16 protein-coding genes and 1 pseudogene are annotated in these 15,406 nt (G+C 54.5%); 11 read left to right on the top strand and 6 right to left on the bottom strand.

What is annotated here, in order from left to right; genetic code table 11:
* The first annotated feature begins 23 nt into the window (after positions 1–23).
* From HAPAU_RS18090 to HAPAU_RS18120, 5 genes are all read left to right on the top strand, one after another.
* Positions 24–581, top strand: a complete 558-nt coding sequence (locus HAPAU_RS18090; RefSeq protein ID WP_066385486.1) for a class I SAM-dependent methyltransferase — start codon at positions 24–26, stop codon at positions 579–581.
* 968 nt (positions 582–1,549) lie between these two features.
* Positions 1,550–2,536, top strand: a complete 987-nt coding sequence (locus HAPAU_RS18100) for an acetamidase/formamidase family protein (protein WP_066385487.1) — start codon at positions 1,550–1,552, stop codon at positions 2,534–2,536.
* 469 nt (positions 2,537–3,005) lie between these two features.
* Positions 3,006–3,287 carry a hypothetical protein gene (locus HAPAU_RS18110; protein WP_066385490.1) on the top strand — a complete coding sequence of 94 codons (282 nt, stop codon included), beginning with the start codon at positions 3,006–3,008 and terminating at the stop codon, positions 3,285–3,287.
* A gap of 478 nt (positions 3,288–3,765) precedes the next feature.
* Entirely contained in the window at positions 3,766–4,008 is a 243-nt protein-coding gene (locus HAPAU_RS18115) for a hypothetical protein (RefSeq protein ID WP_066385493.1), read from the top strand.
* A gap of 382 nt (positions 4,009–4,390) precedes the next feature.
* The gene (locus HAPAU_RS18120) at positions 4,391–4,750 is read left to right on the top strand and encodes a hypothetical protein (protein WP_245634239.1); all 360 of its coding nucleotides are present in this window, start codon (positions 4,391–4,393) and stop codon (positions 4,748–4,750) included.
* 80 nt (positions 4,751–4,830) lie between these two features.
* Here the strand turns inward: HAPAU_RS18120 and HAPAU_RS18125 are convergent, their stop codons facing one another.
* Positions 4,831–5,313, bottom strand: coding sequence for a hypothetical protein (locus tag HAPAU_RS18125; protein WP_066385494.1), 483 nt, complete (start codon positions 5,311–5,313; stop codon positions 4,831–4,833).
* Complete coding sequence (locus HAPAU_RS18130) at positions 5,310–5,810, bottom strand: hypothetical protein (RefSeq protein WP_066385495.1); 501 nt, start codon at positions 5,808–5,810, stop codon at positions 5,310–5,312. Before HAPAU_RS18130 ends, HAPAU_RS18125 begins: the two co-directional genes overlap by 4 nt.
* Before the next feature lie 178 nt (positions 5,811–5,988).
* On the opposite strand from HAPAU_RS18130, the gene HAPAU_RS21315 reads away from it, so the two are divergent.
* From HAPAU_RS21315 to HAPAU_RS18145, 4 genes are all read left to right on the top strand, one after another.
* Positions 5,989–6,207, top strand: coding sequence for a hypothetical protein (locus tag HAPAU_RS21315; protein ID WP_157078560.1), 219 nt, complete (start codon positions 5,989–5,991; stop codon positions 6,205–6,207).
* Positions 6,208–6,399: 192 nt separating this feature from the next.
* Positions 6,400–7,914 (top strand): S8 family peptidase, encoded by a 1,515-nt coding sequence (locus HAPAU_RS18135; RefSeq protein WP_066385496.1) that lies wholly within the window; start codon positions 6,400–6,402, stop codon positions 7,912–7,914.
* A 475-nt stretch (positions 7,915–8,389) separates the two neighbouring features.
* Positions 8,390–8,743 (top strand): PadR family transcriptional regulator, encoded by a 354-nt coding sequence (locus HAPAU_RS18140; RefSeq protein WP_066385497.1) that lies wholly within the window; start codon positions 8,390–8,392, stop codon positions 8,741–8,743.
* Positions 8,744–8,901: 158 nt separating this feature from the next.
* Positions 8,902–9,192 (top strand): PadR family transcriptional regulator, encoded by a 291-nt coding sequence (locus tag HAPAU_RS18145; RefSeq protein ID WP_066385498.1) that lies wholly within the window; start codon positions 8,902–8,904, stop codon positions 9,190–9,192.
* A 25-nt stretch (positions 9,193–9,217) separates the two neighbouring features.
* Here the strand turns inward: HAPAU_RS18145 and HAPAU_RS18150 are convergent, their stop codons facing one another.
* Positions 9,218–9,574 (bottom strand): hypothetical protein, encoded by a 357-nt coding sequence (locus HAPAU_RS18150; RefSeq protein WP_066385851.1) that lies wholly within the window; start codon positions 9,572–9,574, stop codon positions 9,218–9,220.
* Positions 9,575–9,686: 112 nt separating this feature from the next.
* Here HAPAU_RS18150 and HAPAU_RS18155 point away from each other — a divergent pair, with 112 nt between their 5' ends.
* On the top strand, positions 9,687–10,118 hold the full coding sequence (locus HAPAU_RS18155) for a TRAM domain-containing protein (protein ID WP_066385499.1): 432 nt from the start codon (positions 9,687–9,689) through the stop codon (positions 10,116–10,118).
* 69 nt (positions 10,119–10,187) lie between these two features.
* Here the strand turns inward: HAPAU_RS18155 and HAPAU_RS18160 are convergent, their stop codons facing one another.
* From HAPAU_RS18160 to HAPAU_RS18170, 3 genes and pseudogenes are all read right to left on the bottom strand, one after another.
* A complete protein-coding gene (locus tag HAPAU_RS18160; protein WP_066385500.1) occupies positions 10,188–10,499 on the bottom strand; it encodes a hypothetical protein in 312 nt (103 codons plus the stop codon).
* A 235-nt stretch (positions 10,500–10,734) separates the two neighbouring features.
* Positions 10,735–11,537, bottom strand: a pseudogene (locus HAPAU_RS23150) (DUF6036 family nucleotidyltransferase).
* A complete protein-coding gene (locus tag HAPAU_RS18170; protein WP_066385853.1) occupies positions 11,534–12,460 on the bottom strand; it encodes a MarR family transcriptional regulator in 927 nt (308 codons plus the stop codon). Before HAPAU_RS18170 ends, HAPAU_RS23150 begins: the two are co-directional and overlap by 4 nt.
* 422 nt (positions 12,461–12,882) lie before the next feature.
* On the opposite strand from HAPAU_RS18170, the gene HAPAU_RS18175 reads away from it, so the two are divergent.
* Positions 12,883–14,805 carry an archaea-specific SMC-related protein gene (locus tag HAPAU_RS18175; RefSeq protein WP_066385501.1) on the top strand — a complete coding sequence of 641 codons (1,923 nt, stop codon included), beginning with the start codon at positions 12,883–12,885 and terminating at the stop codon, positions 14,803–14,805.
* Positions 14,806–15,406 lie beyond the last annotated feature (601 nt).

Here is a 15,406-nt window from a genome sequence, read left to right on the forward strand (position 1 = left end):
GTTTTCTGTATAATCGATCAGCTATGCCCATAACACCGTACGATCAGGAACGGATTAGCAAGCTTACCGATCCGAGTGCCTTCCGCTATTGCTCCGGCGAAGAGCTTCGGAGATTCCTCGCTCCCAGGCCCGATTGGCGGGTTGCCGATTTTGGCAGCGGCGCTGGCCTCTTCACGACCGAGCTGGCCCCGGTCGCCGATACCGTCTTCGCTGTCGACGTTCGACGAGATCTCCACACAGTCTATCGCGAACACGAGATTCCAGCGAACGTCACGCCTGTCACCGCTGACTTTGCGAATCTCCCCTTTCCCGATAACCACCTTGACGGCGGCGTGTCGATTCGCACATATCATCACGGATTCGAGTCAGCCCTCGACGAGATTGCGCGCGTCGTTCGGCCAGGTGGTCGCCTCGTGATCGTCGACTGGTCGGCTACCGGGGCCGGCGAACGCGACGGTCGTGACGAAGAGGAGTACTTGAACCTCGCGACCGTCCAATTGCACCTCCTGGAGGCCGGCTTTCACATCGTTGAGGCCCAGGAACGCCGAGAGACGTTCGTGGTGATCGGGACGCTACGGTAGATTCCTGGCACAACTGATCCGATGCCTCCATTCCACGCCGTGTCCGATAGTTCACCGCCGATAGCGGAAGACACCCGGCGCACGAGGAATTTGCTCCTAGATACGCGCTCTGTATTCAGTACAACTCCTGAAACCTATCATCTATTGAAAGATTCCAATAAGGCCAAATCGTTATATGACCCTGACCAACCCAACTCGCTCACCGAAAGAACGGCCAGCTCACAAAATATCATCCGTAGTCTCGGCGGTCCGGAACGACTCTAAATCCGTATACCGGAGTCCATATGGAACACGCGTTGCCAGTGGAATCGGGATAGCTCATACAACGACTCAGGTTCAAACACAATGACACGCTTGTTCTGATCGAACGTGACTTGATCACCGGTATATGATTCAAGCGGGCGTGACAACGCCGCGTCGCTGGCCGGCACGATCTCTTTGACACCTGCAACAGACATCACGGCCCCACCAGCACCGGTAATATACGGTCCAGCATACTCCGGATTCTGCCCAACAGGAACGAACCTCCAGGCAGTGTTCTCCTCACAAAATGGAATGCCATCCTCGCGGGACGGGAAGAGTGCAATCAGTAAGTCAGCAGCCCCAGCACGCTCGCACCGAGAGATTTCGCCGACCACAGCGTTGCGCCAACGTCTGGTGTTCACCCGTCTGGGTCTTGCTCTCGGCGGTGGCCGTCTTCTGACTGTGGCTCACAGAACTCGAACACGTCTTGAACGAAGCCAACAAGCGATCCACCGGTGATCGTATCGAGTGTCAAAAAAAGAGTGAAAGTTTCCTCGTGCTAAAGGCTGGAGCCTCCTGAATCTCAAGATTCACCAGATCAAATCCGTAGAACACAGAGAACGGCAGTTCATGCCCTGGATCATCATATGTGTACAGATACAGTCATATCGCGTGTGGTTGGATCGGCAAGATATTTCTATGTGTCCGTAGTCCGCTAATGTTGTATGGAAACGATTAGCAGGGACGACGCGACGTTATACGAATTCGGTCGGGATATGGATCCTATTCTGACCGTCGAAGAAGGCGAATCATTCAAAGTGGAAACCTGGGATGCATTCGAAGGAGCGTTATTCGAGCACGGACTCGGAGAATTCACTACTGAGGATATTCCAGCGCTCACTGCCCCACCGCCAGCATTTGACGGGAATCCTGTTGCCGGTCCTGTCTATATTGAAGGAGCACAACCCGGAGACACACTCGCGATTCATATCGACGAGATTAGCCCTGAACGAGGATTTACTACTACTCTCGAAGAGTTTGGCTGCTTGGTCGGGAAGAGTGGATGGGAAGACTGCCAAGTGAATCATGCTCATGAGGTTGAACTTGAACCGGGGTCAGACGGATCAATGACAAACGGAACAGCCCGACTTGAGATCAACGATCATGAATGGACGTGGGAGCTAAACCCCCATATTGGCACAATAGCCACTGCACCGGGCAGAACGGTACAGGAGACGGTAACGACACAGGGACCGTGGGGCGGTAACATGGATGTTCGGGATGTCGCTGAAGGCAGTACAGTATTTCTAAATTCGTTCAACGAGGGAGGTCTGCTATTCGTCGGTGACGTCCATGCTTCTCAGAGCGATTCCGAGTATACCGGAATCGCAGTTGAATCAATCGCCGAAATCGTTCTGCGAGTCGAAATTGTAGACGAGCAAGTACCAGGTGTCTTCCGAGTCGAAAACGATGATAGCATTATCCACGTTGATTCAGCGAAAAACGCAGGGTCGCCAGAAGACGCAGTCAATAACTGCTTCATTGCTTTGATGGACGAACTCGTTGAACAGCATGGATTGAGCCAGCGAGAAGCCTATGTACAGATGAGTGTCAATCCGGCAGTGACTGTCCGGGTGTATCAATTCGTCCACCCTGGATTCTTCACAGTCGGTGTTACACTCGAGAAAGCGTTTCTCGATTCCTATCGTTGATTGCGAGCGCTCAGTAGGTGTCAAACATCTCCTGCAAATCGTCCTTGTCGGTCGATGTTAGAACGCCAAGCGCGAGCAACAACGTGCTTTCTGCGGTTGGAGAGCGTCCCCTCCGATAGAGGGGATCGTCGACGACCTGCTGATCATCTATGACGTCAATGTCGACTCCGTTACCCAATGCGATCTTCGAGCGAGACTCCATTGACGAGGCTGTGTTTCTCGAGGAGCTTCGGCGGACTATCAGCGATGATAGACTACTCATGGAGTACCGCTAGGTAAGGGTGGTCAATCGGACTCGTATCGTCCTGACCGGGAAATCAAGGCTTTCTAGTTCTCGATCGAGATCTCGTCTTGCGAGAGGCGGGTGTAGCCGGCTACCGATTTACTTACGATTCGTACCTCGAAAGATGACCCACTCGAGACGTTCCAGTGGCGAACAGTTAACCTCGTATCTCCCGTCTGATCGGCTATGATGGAGAATGCAGCCCCAGTACAAGTCTGGTTGGTTGAACGGATGTTTGCTGAAGACAAGTCGAACCTCATTGTCCTGGTGTATGCGACAACTGACGGTCAACGGTACACGATGAAGGAGCACGCTATTACGGGCAACGCCGAAACGCGTCGTACAACCGCCGCGGTTGAGGTTGACCCAGACGATCTTGACCCAGTCGGCGATGAAACGTTGCAAAATCAGTACGCTACTGAGGCGACGCGGATGGCGAACGTACACGATCCAGACGATCCGATTTAGGCGCTTCGTCACTAGTGAAAATATGATGTACAGAGGATGTTCCCTCGAAGTCGCTCTTGAATGCTCTCCATAGTACTGCTTTCCCAATGATCACTATTCGGTGAGAGACGATAGACTCAAGCTAGTTATCGATAAGCACCGCCACCACGGGAGACGACCCCACTGGAGACGCGCTTCTCACGAACGGAAGGGACGCACGGACAAAATCCGAGAGGCAGTATACGACAGTGGACGACCCGCAAGCGAAGTACTTCCAGTCAGAACACCAGCCCATGCTACAGATTCGTGTACTGAGTATCGGTGGGCCGATCTGCCACTTCTCTTAGGGCGGTTTCTGTGTCGAACAGAACTCGACGACAACTCTATCACAGAGACCTACTAACCCAGCTCACTCCACGGAACAAGCTCTACTACCGATTCCCGACGAAATCAGAGAGAGCCACTAATCACAATATCGAGGAGAAAGAAGACAATCGAAATGTCCGACGCTACAGACGAGATGATCGGCCGGGTCGTTCGCACGGTCGAATATAACACCGGCAACGGCGCATCCGAGGCGATCAGCGCCGCCCAGATTCGCACCCATCTCTGTGCGAACAGTATCTATCCCGTCGAGGCAGTCAACCGAGCAATCGCCACAGCACTCGAACGCGGTGATCTCGTCGAGAAGAACGGTAAATACGCCTCCGCGAGTCCGGACACCTACCGCAAGTACCTATAGAGGCATACGATCTAATTGGCGTCCTTCGAAAGCACGAGCAACCGCATCCAACCCTAGTCAACTGCCTTGTACAACAATCACCGTTTATTGGCTGCCGATGTTGCACAAGGTATGACGCGGCCAATCGCTGTAAGCCAATTGTGTTTCTCAAAGGCCAAACACGGACCTCTACGCTACCTTTATATCACGCCATATCATAGCACGATTGCTGGCAGAGTATTTGCCATCGCTTGAAATGGTTATCGGCCTTCTGGCCGATTCGTCGTTCGAAAAACGTGCTTGAGATCTCATCAGCGGAGTCTACGATTCACCGACTGAACAGGTACGACGATCCGTTAGCCCGGCCAAGAGTTTATACCAGAAGGCGGGCCCACAGAGCGTGATGACCCTGAAACTCGGTGATCGTGTCCGCATCGACATCCCCGACGAACTCGACGCGGTCTCGGGCGAGCTCGACCGACTCCCCGAGCCCGCCGTATTGGTCTCGCTGCCACACATTGACAGCAACGAGAACGAGGAGTGGGACTTCTTCGACGAAGAGGACGAGGATCCGGCGTATTCGGACGAGGTCGGCGCGCCGACCGACGGTTCGTTCGCCCCGCCAGGTCCCGAGCGCCCCACCGCCATCGCGGCGGTCGTCCCGCTCGAGGAGAACGAGGACGACTTCCACATCTCGCGTCCCGACGACGACCTCCACAACGGAGCGGTCGAGGACGACGATAACAAACACGACGACGATTAACTCTCCTAGAGCAGCGGCGTTCTGAGAGTTGATTGTGTCTCTCCGATACGCGTCCCCTCATATTACGGGAGCGATTTCCGTTACTCAGTATTCCCAACCCAGCCACCAACAGTCATCACGGCGCCCAGCAGCACCCAGTCCTTGATGATGTAGACGCCCTCGAACGACGGCCCGTACGGGAAATACGAGAACGTCTGGGCCGGAAACACCGCAAGCGGCAGCATGACGACCGCCGCATGGGACGCCAGCAGGATCACTGCGAGCCGGAGCGTCCGCCGGGACAACAGCGCGAGACCGACTGCGACCTCCCAGCCGCCCAGCACCAGCCGGAAGACCTCGGTTGGCACGAACGGGAACATCTCGGCGACGAGTCCCGCGGTCGGGCTCGTGCCCGTCATCGTCAGCAGGCCGAACCAGACGTAGACGGCCACCAGCGCGTACCGCAGCATCGTGAGGCTGTGGTCCTTGACGAACGCGAGGAACGTCCGTTCGATCTCCGCGCCGAACTCGGCCATGCTCTGTCGTGTGGTTCGGTTCAGAGTGTCGTCGGATTTCAGGCTCATTGGTCGTCCTCCAGATCGACTTTGGCTAACACGACGAGACCGCTACTCAACAGCACCCAGTTTTTGATGATGTACGCCCCGATCGCCGTTGGGACGAACGGGAACTGCGAGAACGTCATCCCGGGTGCGCTGAACAGCGGGATCATCGTCCCGAGCATCTGGAACACCATCAGGTAGACGGCGAACCTGATCGTTCGTTTGAAGAGGAGGCCGACGCCGACGGCGGCCTCCCACCAGCCGAGAACCGGGAAGAAGATATCGAACGGGAGGAAGAAAATCCCCGTCTCGACGACCGGGTTGGCGGGGCTCACACCGAAGGGCTTGACGATGCCGAACCAGAAGAACACCATCGCGAGTGCGTATCTGAGGAACGTGACACCGTGGGCTGCGAGCCACGACTCCAGTGCTCGATCCATGTCCTGGAGTTTGTTCTGTATTGATGCAGCGAACGGAATCTCGGCGTCCGTCGGTTGATCGCTCTTCACATCTGCGCTCATGGTCAGGTGTAACTCGAGCGACGGAGACTGATAAACGGCCATCTGGATTCTTCCCCTACATACCACCTCAAATGTACCTCATATAGGAAAGAAATCGACCGATGGGAGGCCTCTCTGGGAGCTGATTTCACAACATGTTGTATAGCAAATAGAAGATCTGAATGATCTCGAGGGTGCATTGGAACAAATCGAAGCCCGCGTGTATGTCCTTTCGTTCGAAGAAGATATGGTGTTCACACTCGAGGATAACCGTCTCGAAGAGGAGATGATTCCCGATAGCGAGCTGCGACTGATCCCGACGCCATGGAGACACTTCGGGATGTTTGGGTTCCGTCCAGAAGATAAAGAATTCATTGACACCGCGATCGGTGAGCTCCTCGATGAATCAGTAGCCTAAGTGAGTTCAAAGAACAGCAACCCAATTCAATTTTTCACCGCCTGACCATTCCTCCCGCGCGTAAAGTCGCGGGTTTCCGCGCTGTGGTATCTATGATTTTCCTGCTCAGTAGGTCAAATTTCCATAAATGTATCATAATATACCAGATGAATTGACCCATACTTTTTACTACCCTGTTCTCTCTGTTGAGATATGTCCCAATCAAATAGACATAGAACAACCACGAATCGACGGCGCTTTCTTCAGCTACTTGGCGGGGCGGGCGCTGGGTCGGTATTAGTCGGCCAGGATGCCGCTGCAATCAATACATTGACTGACCCAATCGACGATGGACTCGATACAACGACCGAGAGCCTCCAGGAGACACTCATCGTCTTTGAGAACAACGCTGACATCAAGGTACTCGATACGTTCAATCTCACGGACGGGTACTACGGGTTCGATGTTCTCCCGATCGCGTTTACCCGCTTGACTGGCCCCGAGATTACGACCGTTGCAGAGCTTGACCCAGTCATAAAGATTGCACCGAATCGCGAACTCGAGTATTTTAACGATGAGTCAAGAGCAACCAGTCAAGTAAGCGAAGTACAGGCTGGTGACGGAGTAGACGGATACACCGGCGAAAACGTCCATAGTGTCGTAATCGACTCAGGGATCGACGGTGCTCACCCCGATCTACATGAAAACCTTATTTCAAACTGGCGTTGGGTCGGTGATCCCCTTTCAGATGACGGTGAAAGCACTCTCTGGATTGATGCCGGCGAAGCGAATACCGACGATAATGGACATGGAACACACTGTTCAGGTACCGTCTGTGGCGACGGGGCTAAATCTGACGGTGAGTTCCGAGGAATGGCTCCTGATGCCAGTCTCACGGTCTATGCGGCTGGACTTGGACTGTTTCTTTTGAAGGTCGTCGCAGCCTACGACCATATGATCGCGCGGAAGCATGAGGGCAAAACGACTGTTCAGGTCGTTTCGAATTCCTATGGCGCAAGTGAGTCAGCCGACTTTGATCCGGATGATCCAGGGAACGTCGCCACCTGGTACGCGTACGAAGCAGGAATTCTCCCCGTCTTTTCAGCGGGCAACGACGGTCCGGGGCTAAACACACTCAACTACTTCGTCCGGGCACCACATGTTCTGGGTGTCGCCGCAAACCACACTGATTACAGCGTAGGTGAGTTCTCATCGCGTGGTCGGTCTAAATCATACGATGGGGCGACTAACTACGACCGTGGAGAAGCTTTCGAGAATCTTGCCGCTTACTACAGTGGTGAGGATCCCGAGGGCCCAGTAGGTATCTACCGCAACGGAATCGGTGCAAAGGGCGCTGACGTACTGAGTACACTCAATCCGGCCCATCCATTGCAGGCAACCGGTGATGACACGGAAACGTTCTATGGATTACTCTCTGGGACGAGCATGTCGTGTCCGGCCATCGCAGGCTGTGCGGTACTGTTTATCAATGCATTTCATGAGACACACGGTTCAGATCCCGCTCCCATTGATGTTCTCAACACCCTTGAGAGCGAAGCCGAGCTCGGACTCATCGATGATGTCGATACCCCCGAAGGTGCAGCGGTTTACTCGGCGGAGAACATAGGAACAGGATTCATCAACGCGCTCGAAGCGGTTAAACGAGCAGAAGATAGTCAAATCGCACAGTTCGATGAAGTGCACGTTGCGGAGAGTAAAGGCGAATAACCTTCAAGATCAAGATCGAATTTAACGAACAGTACGAATTCACCAACAAGGGCTACGAGCTCTTGCTTAGCGAAGTTGAATAGTAACTGGCGAAACTCAGACCGGACGATAAGTGGATGACATCCTCCCACGCCTGAAGATGCGAGCCCCCCACGCCCACCAACGGGCGGTTCATTGGGATATGTATGATTTCGAGTCCGACAAACCCGTGGAGGTGCCATGCCGCCGGTACTCCTATCACGCTCGTGACTCGGAGTTACGTGGTTGTTTTCTGTCAGTCCGTGTCCCCGAGGGCTTACGAAGTAACGCTCGCGAGGTACCTCCGTGAACAAAACTGGTGAACACACTGTGACTTATCTATCTACCCCAGAACCGGCCGCTCATCAGTTATGCGCGCGTTTCGTCGCCAATCTATCTATCTTAAATGCGGTCAATTCCCAAGCAGTTATTGAGGACAACAGTCTTCCTCGAAGAGATGTCAGAGGCACAATCGACAGCAGCCGGAGAGGAGCGTACCGCATCCGAGTTGACCGCCTTCCAGCAGAACATTCTCACCGTCCTTGCTGAGGAACCCCAGTACGGGCTGGCGATCAAACGCGAGCTCGAAGACTACTACGACAGCGAGATCAATCACGGCCGGCTCTACCCCAACCTCGATGACCTCGTTCAACAGGGGTTCGTCGCGAAAAGCGAACTCGATAAGCGCACGAACCAGTACAAACTGACCGATGAGGGCTATGCCCTCCTCCTCGGAGAGCTTGACTGGCGCTTCTCGAAGCTCGTCACTAACGACGATCGCGCGAGTGATATCGAAGCGCTCGTTGAGTAGTCTACTTACGAGCAAACTAGATAGGGTAGCACCGCTGTTCGGATAGAGAAGTGTCGTCGCTATTTTCGTTGGCGTGGGTCGATCTGAGTGTTAAATCAGACACTCTCGTGGTGTATACCATGCAATAAGTTGACAAGGCTAGTAGACAATACGAAGATATGTACGATCTCACCGGCTTCCAGCGAGATTTGCTCTACGTCATCGGAGGATTAGACGATCCACATGGCCTCGCACTCAAAGACGAACTCGAGGGATACTACGACACAGAGATTCATCACGGCCGACTGTATCCAAACCTCGACACGCTCGTCAACAAGGGTCTCGTCGAGAAATCACAGATGGATCGCCGGACGAATCTCTACACACTCACGGCGCGTGGCCAGCGAGAGCTCGACGCACGTCGGGAGTGGGAACAACAGTACCTCCGTGATACGCTGAAAGCAGCCTAACCACAGGCTATCAGTTCGAGGGGCGCTACCCGGTCGCAGACTCTCTCTCGTCGGTGACGATCACTGCAAGCTGGTCTACCCGCGTCTGATCGTACGCGGTGAGGTCGTATCGATTCCGATTGCTCCGATGCATGTGGACCCGTAGAATTCCGAGATCGGCAATCGTCCTCAGGAGTTGGCCCAGAGTCTGTGGAGAGAACGGCGGGTCGTCCCACGTTGAATACAGCTGTTTAGCCGAGGCGTAGTTTCGCGTCGACTGTTCGAGTGTCTGTCTGAGGGCTGTTAGATAGCGCTCAAGCAGGCCGTAGCGCCGAAGAGTGGCAACACGAAGCGTCTGCAGTTGCTCAGTGAGGGAAGTGTCTGCAGACTGATCCAGCGACATCGTATAGAATGAAATAGTGGAAGCACACAGCAAAGAATACGCTGTAGCAGACATATTTGCCGAGATAAGTTCCGTGGAACTACGTGTCGTCGCCTACAGAGGGTAACTATCAATGGTTTCGATTCCAGACCGGCTGCAAGCACTGATCACATGTCGGGCGACTGAGACAGAGGGACGACTGCAGATCGAGATTCCCCGTGAGTTGGTCGATCACGCGGCGGTCGATCCAGGAACAGTCTATCAGGTCGCCGTGCTTCCGGCTGCGACCGAGAATGCAACAGACGACGATCGCGACACAGCGTCATCCTTCAACGCGTCAGCGTCTTCGTCGACGCCGGATCAGTCGGAACCGCCGGTCGAAGAAGGCGAGATTCGAACGGTGACGATCGATACGCTCGGTGATCAAGGAGATGGGATTACCCGTGTTGAACGGGGATTCGTCGTGATTGTCGAGGACGCTAAACGTGACGAGGAGGTCACGGTCGAGATCGACACCGTCCAGTCGAACGTCGCGTTTGCGAGCATCATCGAGCGGCGAGAGTAGCGCCACATCGTCGAGTACCTCTCGCTTGGAATGTATCGTCTACGAGAACACGACCGACTAGGAGAGCGCTCAGCGGCGCTCCCAGTCGACACGCACAGTAGCCGCAAGCTCGTCGATCAATGGTTCGGTGAGCGTTACTGGATCGGGGTCATCAGTAGTAGCGTGCTTGGACGAAACATCAAAGACGTCGACGGTAATGAGTTGAGTCTCGGCTAAGCTCCCGTCGTCGACTTCGAGATCGAAGATAGTGTGGCTATAGATCACGATCGTGCGCTCGTCCGAGACCTCCAAATGTTCGATTCCGGCCTGTTCGAACGCTACGAGAAGGTCAACGAGCTCTGTAAATCGATACTGGACTGGTGACCACTCCTCGTCATTCATATCACCGAAAGATCAGCAGCCATTCGTATAGAGTATTGTGGCTGAGAGATCGCCACTGCAGAGAGAATCACGAGTAGGGAAAGGATCCAAGCTAGAGATACTACCGGATGCTTGAGAGTGGATGACCATAACATCGCTCTCGGGGGCCACCAACCTCACTAGATCACGAGATCAAACAGGGACGTGTTCCCCAACCAGATGGGTGACTTCCCTCGGAGTAGGTGTGGAGACCGGACTACTCCACCCGACTGACTGTTTCGCTATTTTGGCGTACCCGATCGAATTCCTCAAGATACGCGACCCTATCTCGGACCACATCAATGTCCATTCCGAGGTCGGCGGCCAGTTCATCGACAGTCATTGGTTCGTCGAGTACCTGGAGGACCTCGAGCCCGCGGTAGTATCGGTTCGTCAGCTCTTGAACGTAGTCCTCGATCGGCGTGGTTACTCCGTACTGCTCCTCAAGCTCAACTAAAGCCTCGTTCGCGAATGTGGTGAACTGATCGCCGCCGAGCCGGTCGATCTGTGTTTCGAGTTCATCTCGGACGACGTCGTAGTCGAGGCCAGCCTGCACGAGCATGTTCATATCCTCGATGTCGTCATCGCGCCCCGCGATCATTTTGAACAGGAAGATATCCACGTTGCTGACCAGCTGGACCGTCAATCGGTCCGTATCGAGAACGGCTCGCTCCGTTCGCGCATTCCCTCGGTCAGCACGAGTTTGTTCGCTACCTGCTGGTTGAAAATGTCGAGGCGACACCCATCGTCGTTCTCAACACAGCTCGTCGCCCCCAGCGCCCGGTAATCGGCGTCCAGTGATTGCACCTCCGTATACTCGAGGTCCATTAGGACGGCCCATAGCTGGCCGTACGCATCCCCGTCGGCGACGACGAGGTCGATATCCTTCGTCGCACCCTTGAGGTCGCGCAGCGACATCGCCCCGTCGCCGATCAAATAGACCGTAAGCGGGTCAGACAGCCCATCCGCGATTCGCTGGAACTCGTTCTCGATGTATTCGCGTCCGAATGTTGGTCTCATTTGGGTAGTCGCACCTCGTAGTCAGCCGCCAGCTCCTGGAACTCGTCCCACTCGGGGAGGCGATCGTCATCGACCGCTCCCTGCGTCTCGAGGTACCGAAGCAGAGCATCGATTTCGTCTTCGAGGCCGTATTTCGCCGCTCGCTCTTGAAGGTCGCTCTCGTCGACCTCGACGTGGCTGAGCAGCAGGAGACAGTACGAGCGGTGGCGAGTGTCGTCGTCGATCAGCAACGTGTGACAGCAGAGCTCCGCCGGCGAGACTGTTTCCACATCCTCAGAGTAGAGGTAGTAGCGGTCGCGGGTCAGCAGAAACAGGAGATCGAACGCCGCGAACCGAGCGAGACCGGTTTCGTGGAACTGGTCCGCCTCGATCTCCGTCTCGGTCTGGGCGAGAAATTCGTCGTGGTCCTCCCAGAGAATCGTCCCGTTCGGAGCGACCGCTTCGAGGCGCTGTCGGTGGAGATGGTGCGCCAGTTCGCGTGCGAACTCGTATAGTCGGTCGAAGTCGCCGTTGAAATCGTAGTATCCGTCGTCTGTGCCGACAAGTCCACGGTCGCGAAGTCGCTTGAAGACTCGGTTAACGGTGTTGCGGTAGTTGTCGCTCCGGTCGGCGACGTCGGCGACGGTTCGTGGCTGGTCGAGGTAATACAGCACTTCGATGGCCTTGCCCGTCAACAGCGTGGGGAAGCCGATGTGGGAGTGCTGGCGGACGAGGTCCTGGTAAACTTCGACGGCCCGAGCATCAGAGGGAACGACCCGCTTCCGACGACCGTCACGTTGCGTATAGACCAAGCCTTTCTCGACCAACTCAGTGATGGCACGCGAGAGATAACTCTCACTGTAGTCGAGCTTTGTCGCGAGCTCGGAGATCGTGTCGCCACGTTCGACAGCAGCGAGGACCTTCAGTTCGATACTTCGCAGCACGGTGTAACATAATAGGAACATGTATATAAATGAGTTTCGAGTAGTGTTACAACCAGTGGGAGGATCTGACAGAACGCTCAGTACTATCTTAACTACCAAAACTATGTTTTTGACGTTCTCTGTTGGTTAAATACTATTTCCATATTTTATATTGTTTCAGAAAATTCATAACGATAGTGGCGTACTAATACGAGAATGGAAGAGTGTCGTGGAAAACGGTTTCTCACGTCAGAAGCGATCAACGGGCATCAATCGATGTGTCCAGAAAATCCCGATCGCGTTGTTCCTGACGAGTGGTATCCATCATCCCATGGACGATGGGGCGATAATACAGACTCCTCAGAGGCCTAATCAGCCTCTCGGAGCTGCTGATGGCGTATCTGAATGCTTATTGAGGACACCGTCCTAAAACGGACCACACAATGCCCTCACTCCAAGAGACGACTGCTGCCGTCGACGTCGAACACATCGGCGGCATCGACTCTACCTCAGTCGAATTTACACCTGGTGTCACCGTCCTCGCCGGCAGAAATGCGACGAATCGAACTTCCTTCCTGCAAGCGCTGATGGCCGCTCTCGGAAGCGACCGAGCATCACTCAAAGGCGATGCCGACCAAGGACATGTGAGCCTTGCCCTCGACGGTGAGACCTACACGCGCGAACTCACACGGTCCACCGACGGCGTCGCATTCACCGGAGATCCCTATCTCGAAGATTCACAGCTGGCTGATCTGTTCGCGTTCCTTTTAGAATCCAATCCGGCTCGACGGGCCGTCGTCCGCAACGAGGACCTTCGAGAACTCATCCTCCGTCCCGTCGATGTCGAGGAGATCGAAGCTCGGATCAGCCAGCTGCAAGCCGAAAAACGCGGCATCGACACCCAACTCTCGGAACTCTCGGAGGCCAGCCGCGAGCGTGATTCCCTCGAAGAAGAACATGCACGCGTTACCAATAAACTCGAGACGGCTACAGAAGAACTCGACGAGGCACGCGACACATTGGAGACAGTCCAGCAGTCTAAGTCCGATGCCGAAAGTACGGGGTCCGAACAGCTCGATTCGCTCCGGGAGACACAATCCCAACTTGAGGACGTCACCTACGATCTCGAAACCGAACAAGAGAGTGTCGCCTCGCTCAAAGCCGAACGGTCTGAACTCGAAGCCGAATTCGAGGACCTCTCGACTATCGACGAGGAGGAACTGGACGACCTGGCGAGTCAAATCGAGCAGATCCGTGGTCGAAAGCGAGAACTCGACGAGATCATCTCTCAACTCCAGACGGTCATCCAGTTCAACGAGCAGATCACGGAGGAAGGCGTCACGGATCTCCTCGACGGAGAGGAATCGTCTGAGATGGAAGCAGACGAGGGTGCGATCACGGATCAACTGCTCGCGGATCAATCAAACGACGTCACGTGCTGGACGTGTGGCTCGCACGTCGATACTGAACAGATCGAATCAACGGTGTCGCGCCTGCAGGACCTTCGCCAAGAGAAAGTCGAACGGCGAAACGAACTCAACAGAGAACTCGAAGAGCTCAAAACCCAACGAAAGGAGTACACCAGTACGAGGGACAAGCGCACGGAACTCAAACGAGCGCTTGACACGACCGAGTCAGAGCTTGCTGATCGGACTGACCGAATCGAAGAACTCGAAGCACAGCGGGAGGAGCTTGTAGAGGAAATCGAGGAGCTCGAATCGGCCGTCGAAACCACCGACGACGACGAAGAATTGTTGGCTGCTCAAAAAGAGGTCACACAGCTCGAACTCAAGCGCGATCGGCTTGCGCGCAAACGGGACGCCCTCGCAGAGGATATCGAGAATCTCGAAGAACAGCTTGCAGAACGGAATCAGCTCGAAGCCCGGCGTGAGGAGATCAATGCGGAGCTCGAAGAGCTCCGGACGCGCATCGAACGGATCGAACGCGAGGCGATCGAGGCGTTCAACGAGCATATGGAAACCGTCGTTGACCTTCTCGATTACGGGAACCTCGCACGAATTTGGCTCGAGTACCGAAATCCCGACACAAAAGGAGACGCAACCTTCGAGCTGCACGTAACGCGCCAAACGGACGATGGGACAACGTACGAGGATTCAGTCGCGCATCTGAGTGAGAGTGAGCGTGAAGTCACGGGATTAGTATTAGCGTTGGCGGGCTATCTCGTCCACGACGTACACGAGGAGATGCCGTTGATCCTGCTTGACTCGTTGGAAGCGATCGATTCCGAGCGTATCGCACAGTTGGTTGAGTATCTCGAAGAATATGCCTCGTATATCGTGGTTGCCCTCCTCCCAGAAGACGCCGATGCACTTGATGACGAGTATCAGCGTATTTCGGAGATCTAACGCGAACTCGCTAGCAAAAGGGGGTCAGTCGGTCAAGAGAGGTAGAGGAGCTACTCACTCGTGGTGGCGTTCCACTCACTGCTGATCACAGTAGCTGTTTCCTCGATCAAACGATCAATAAGTGAAACCGGGTCTGTATCCGCAACGACATCAGGTGAGATATCAAACACCTCAATCGAGACCGTCTGGACATCGTTCAGTCGGGCAGTAGGAGCGGTAACATTGAAAATCGTCCGACTGTAGATAACGATCGTCCGTTCATTCGAGACCTCTAAGTGTTCAATCCCCGAATTCATTGTATCACGGGATATGAGAGCGGTTGGTATAGGACGTTCGGAGCTTCAAGAGCCGATTGGCCAACTCAACGGAGAACTTGTAAAAGTCGTTTCTCAGCACAAGTATTTCGAAGCGTCTGTTACCTTGTGTTAAGAGATTTCGGTGAAAACGCTCGTGAGTTATAGGAGAAGCAAATAGTGGTATTCCACCTTGTGCAACATTGGGAGGGCATGGTATACGATAGTTGCACAAGGCTATGAGGAGAGTGACTTTTAGGACACACCCACCACTCTGCAAGTGTTCTTGACTCCAAGAACGTCTCTCC

Origin of the sequence: Halalkalicoccus paucihalophilus, assembly GCF_001593955.1 — an archaeon.
Taxonomy (GTDB): Archaea; Halobacteriota; Halobacteria; order Halobacteriales; family Halalkalicoccaceae; genus Halalkalicoccus; species Halalkalicoccus paucihalophilus.

Coding starts and splice junctions, on each gene's coding strand:
- HAPAU_RS18090 (WP_066385486.1), top strand. CDS start 24: ATGCCCATAACACCGTACGATCAGGAACGGATTAGCAAGCTTACCGAT.
- HAPAU_RS18100 (WP_066385487.1), top strand. CDS start 1,550: ATGGAAACGATTAGCAGGGACGACGCGACGTTATACGAATTCGGTCGG.
- HAPAU_RS18110 (WP_066385490.1), top strand. CDS start 3,006: ATGATGGAGAATGCAGCCCCAGTACAAGTCTGGTTGGTTGAACGGATG.
- HAPAU_RS18115 (WP_066385493.1), top strand. CDS start 3,766: ATGTCCGACGCTACAGACGAGATGATCGGCCGGGTCGTTCGCACGGTC.
- HAPAU_RS18120 (WP_245634239.1), top strand. CDS start 4,391: ATGACCCTGAAACTCGGTGATCGTGTCCGCATCGACATCCCCGACGAA.
- HAPAU_RS18125 (WP_066385494.1), bottom strand. CDS start 5,313: ATGAGCCTGAAATCCGACGACACTCTGAACCGAACCACACGACAGAGC.
- HAPAU_RS18130 (WP_066385495.1), bottom strand. CDS start 5,810: ATGAGCGCAGATGTGAAGAGCGATCAACCGACGGACGCCGAGATTCCG.
- HAPAU_RS18135 (WP_066385496.1), top strand. CDS start 6,400: ATGTCCCAATCAAATAGACATAGAACAACCACGAATCGACGGCGCTTT.
- HAPAU_RS18140 (WP_066385497.1), top strand. CDS start 8,390: ATGTCAGAGGCACAATCGACAGCAGCCGGAGAGGAGCGTACCGCATCC.
- HAPAU_RS18145 (WP_066385498.1), top strand. CDS start 8,902: ATGTACGATCTCACCGGCTTCCAGCGAGATTTGCTCTACGTCATCGGA.
- HAPAU_RS18150 (WP_066385851.1), bottom strand. CDS start 9,574: ATGTCGCTGGATCAGTCTGCAGACACTTCCCTCACTGAGCAACTGCAG.
- HAPAU_RS18155 (WP_066385499.1), top strand. CDS start 9,687: ATGGTTTCGATTCCAGACCGGCTGCAAGCACTGATCACATGTCGGGCG.
- HAPAU_RS18160 (WP_066385500.1), bottom strand. CDS start 10,499: ATGAATGACGAGGAGTGGTCACCAGTCCAGTATCGATTTACAGAGCTC.
- HAPAU_RS18175 (WP_066385501.1), top strand. CDS start 12,883: ATGCCCTCACTCCAAGAGACGACTGCTGCCGTCGACGTCGAACACATC.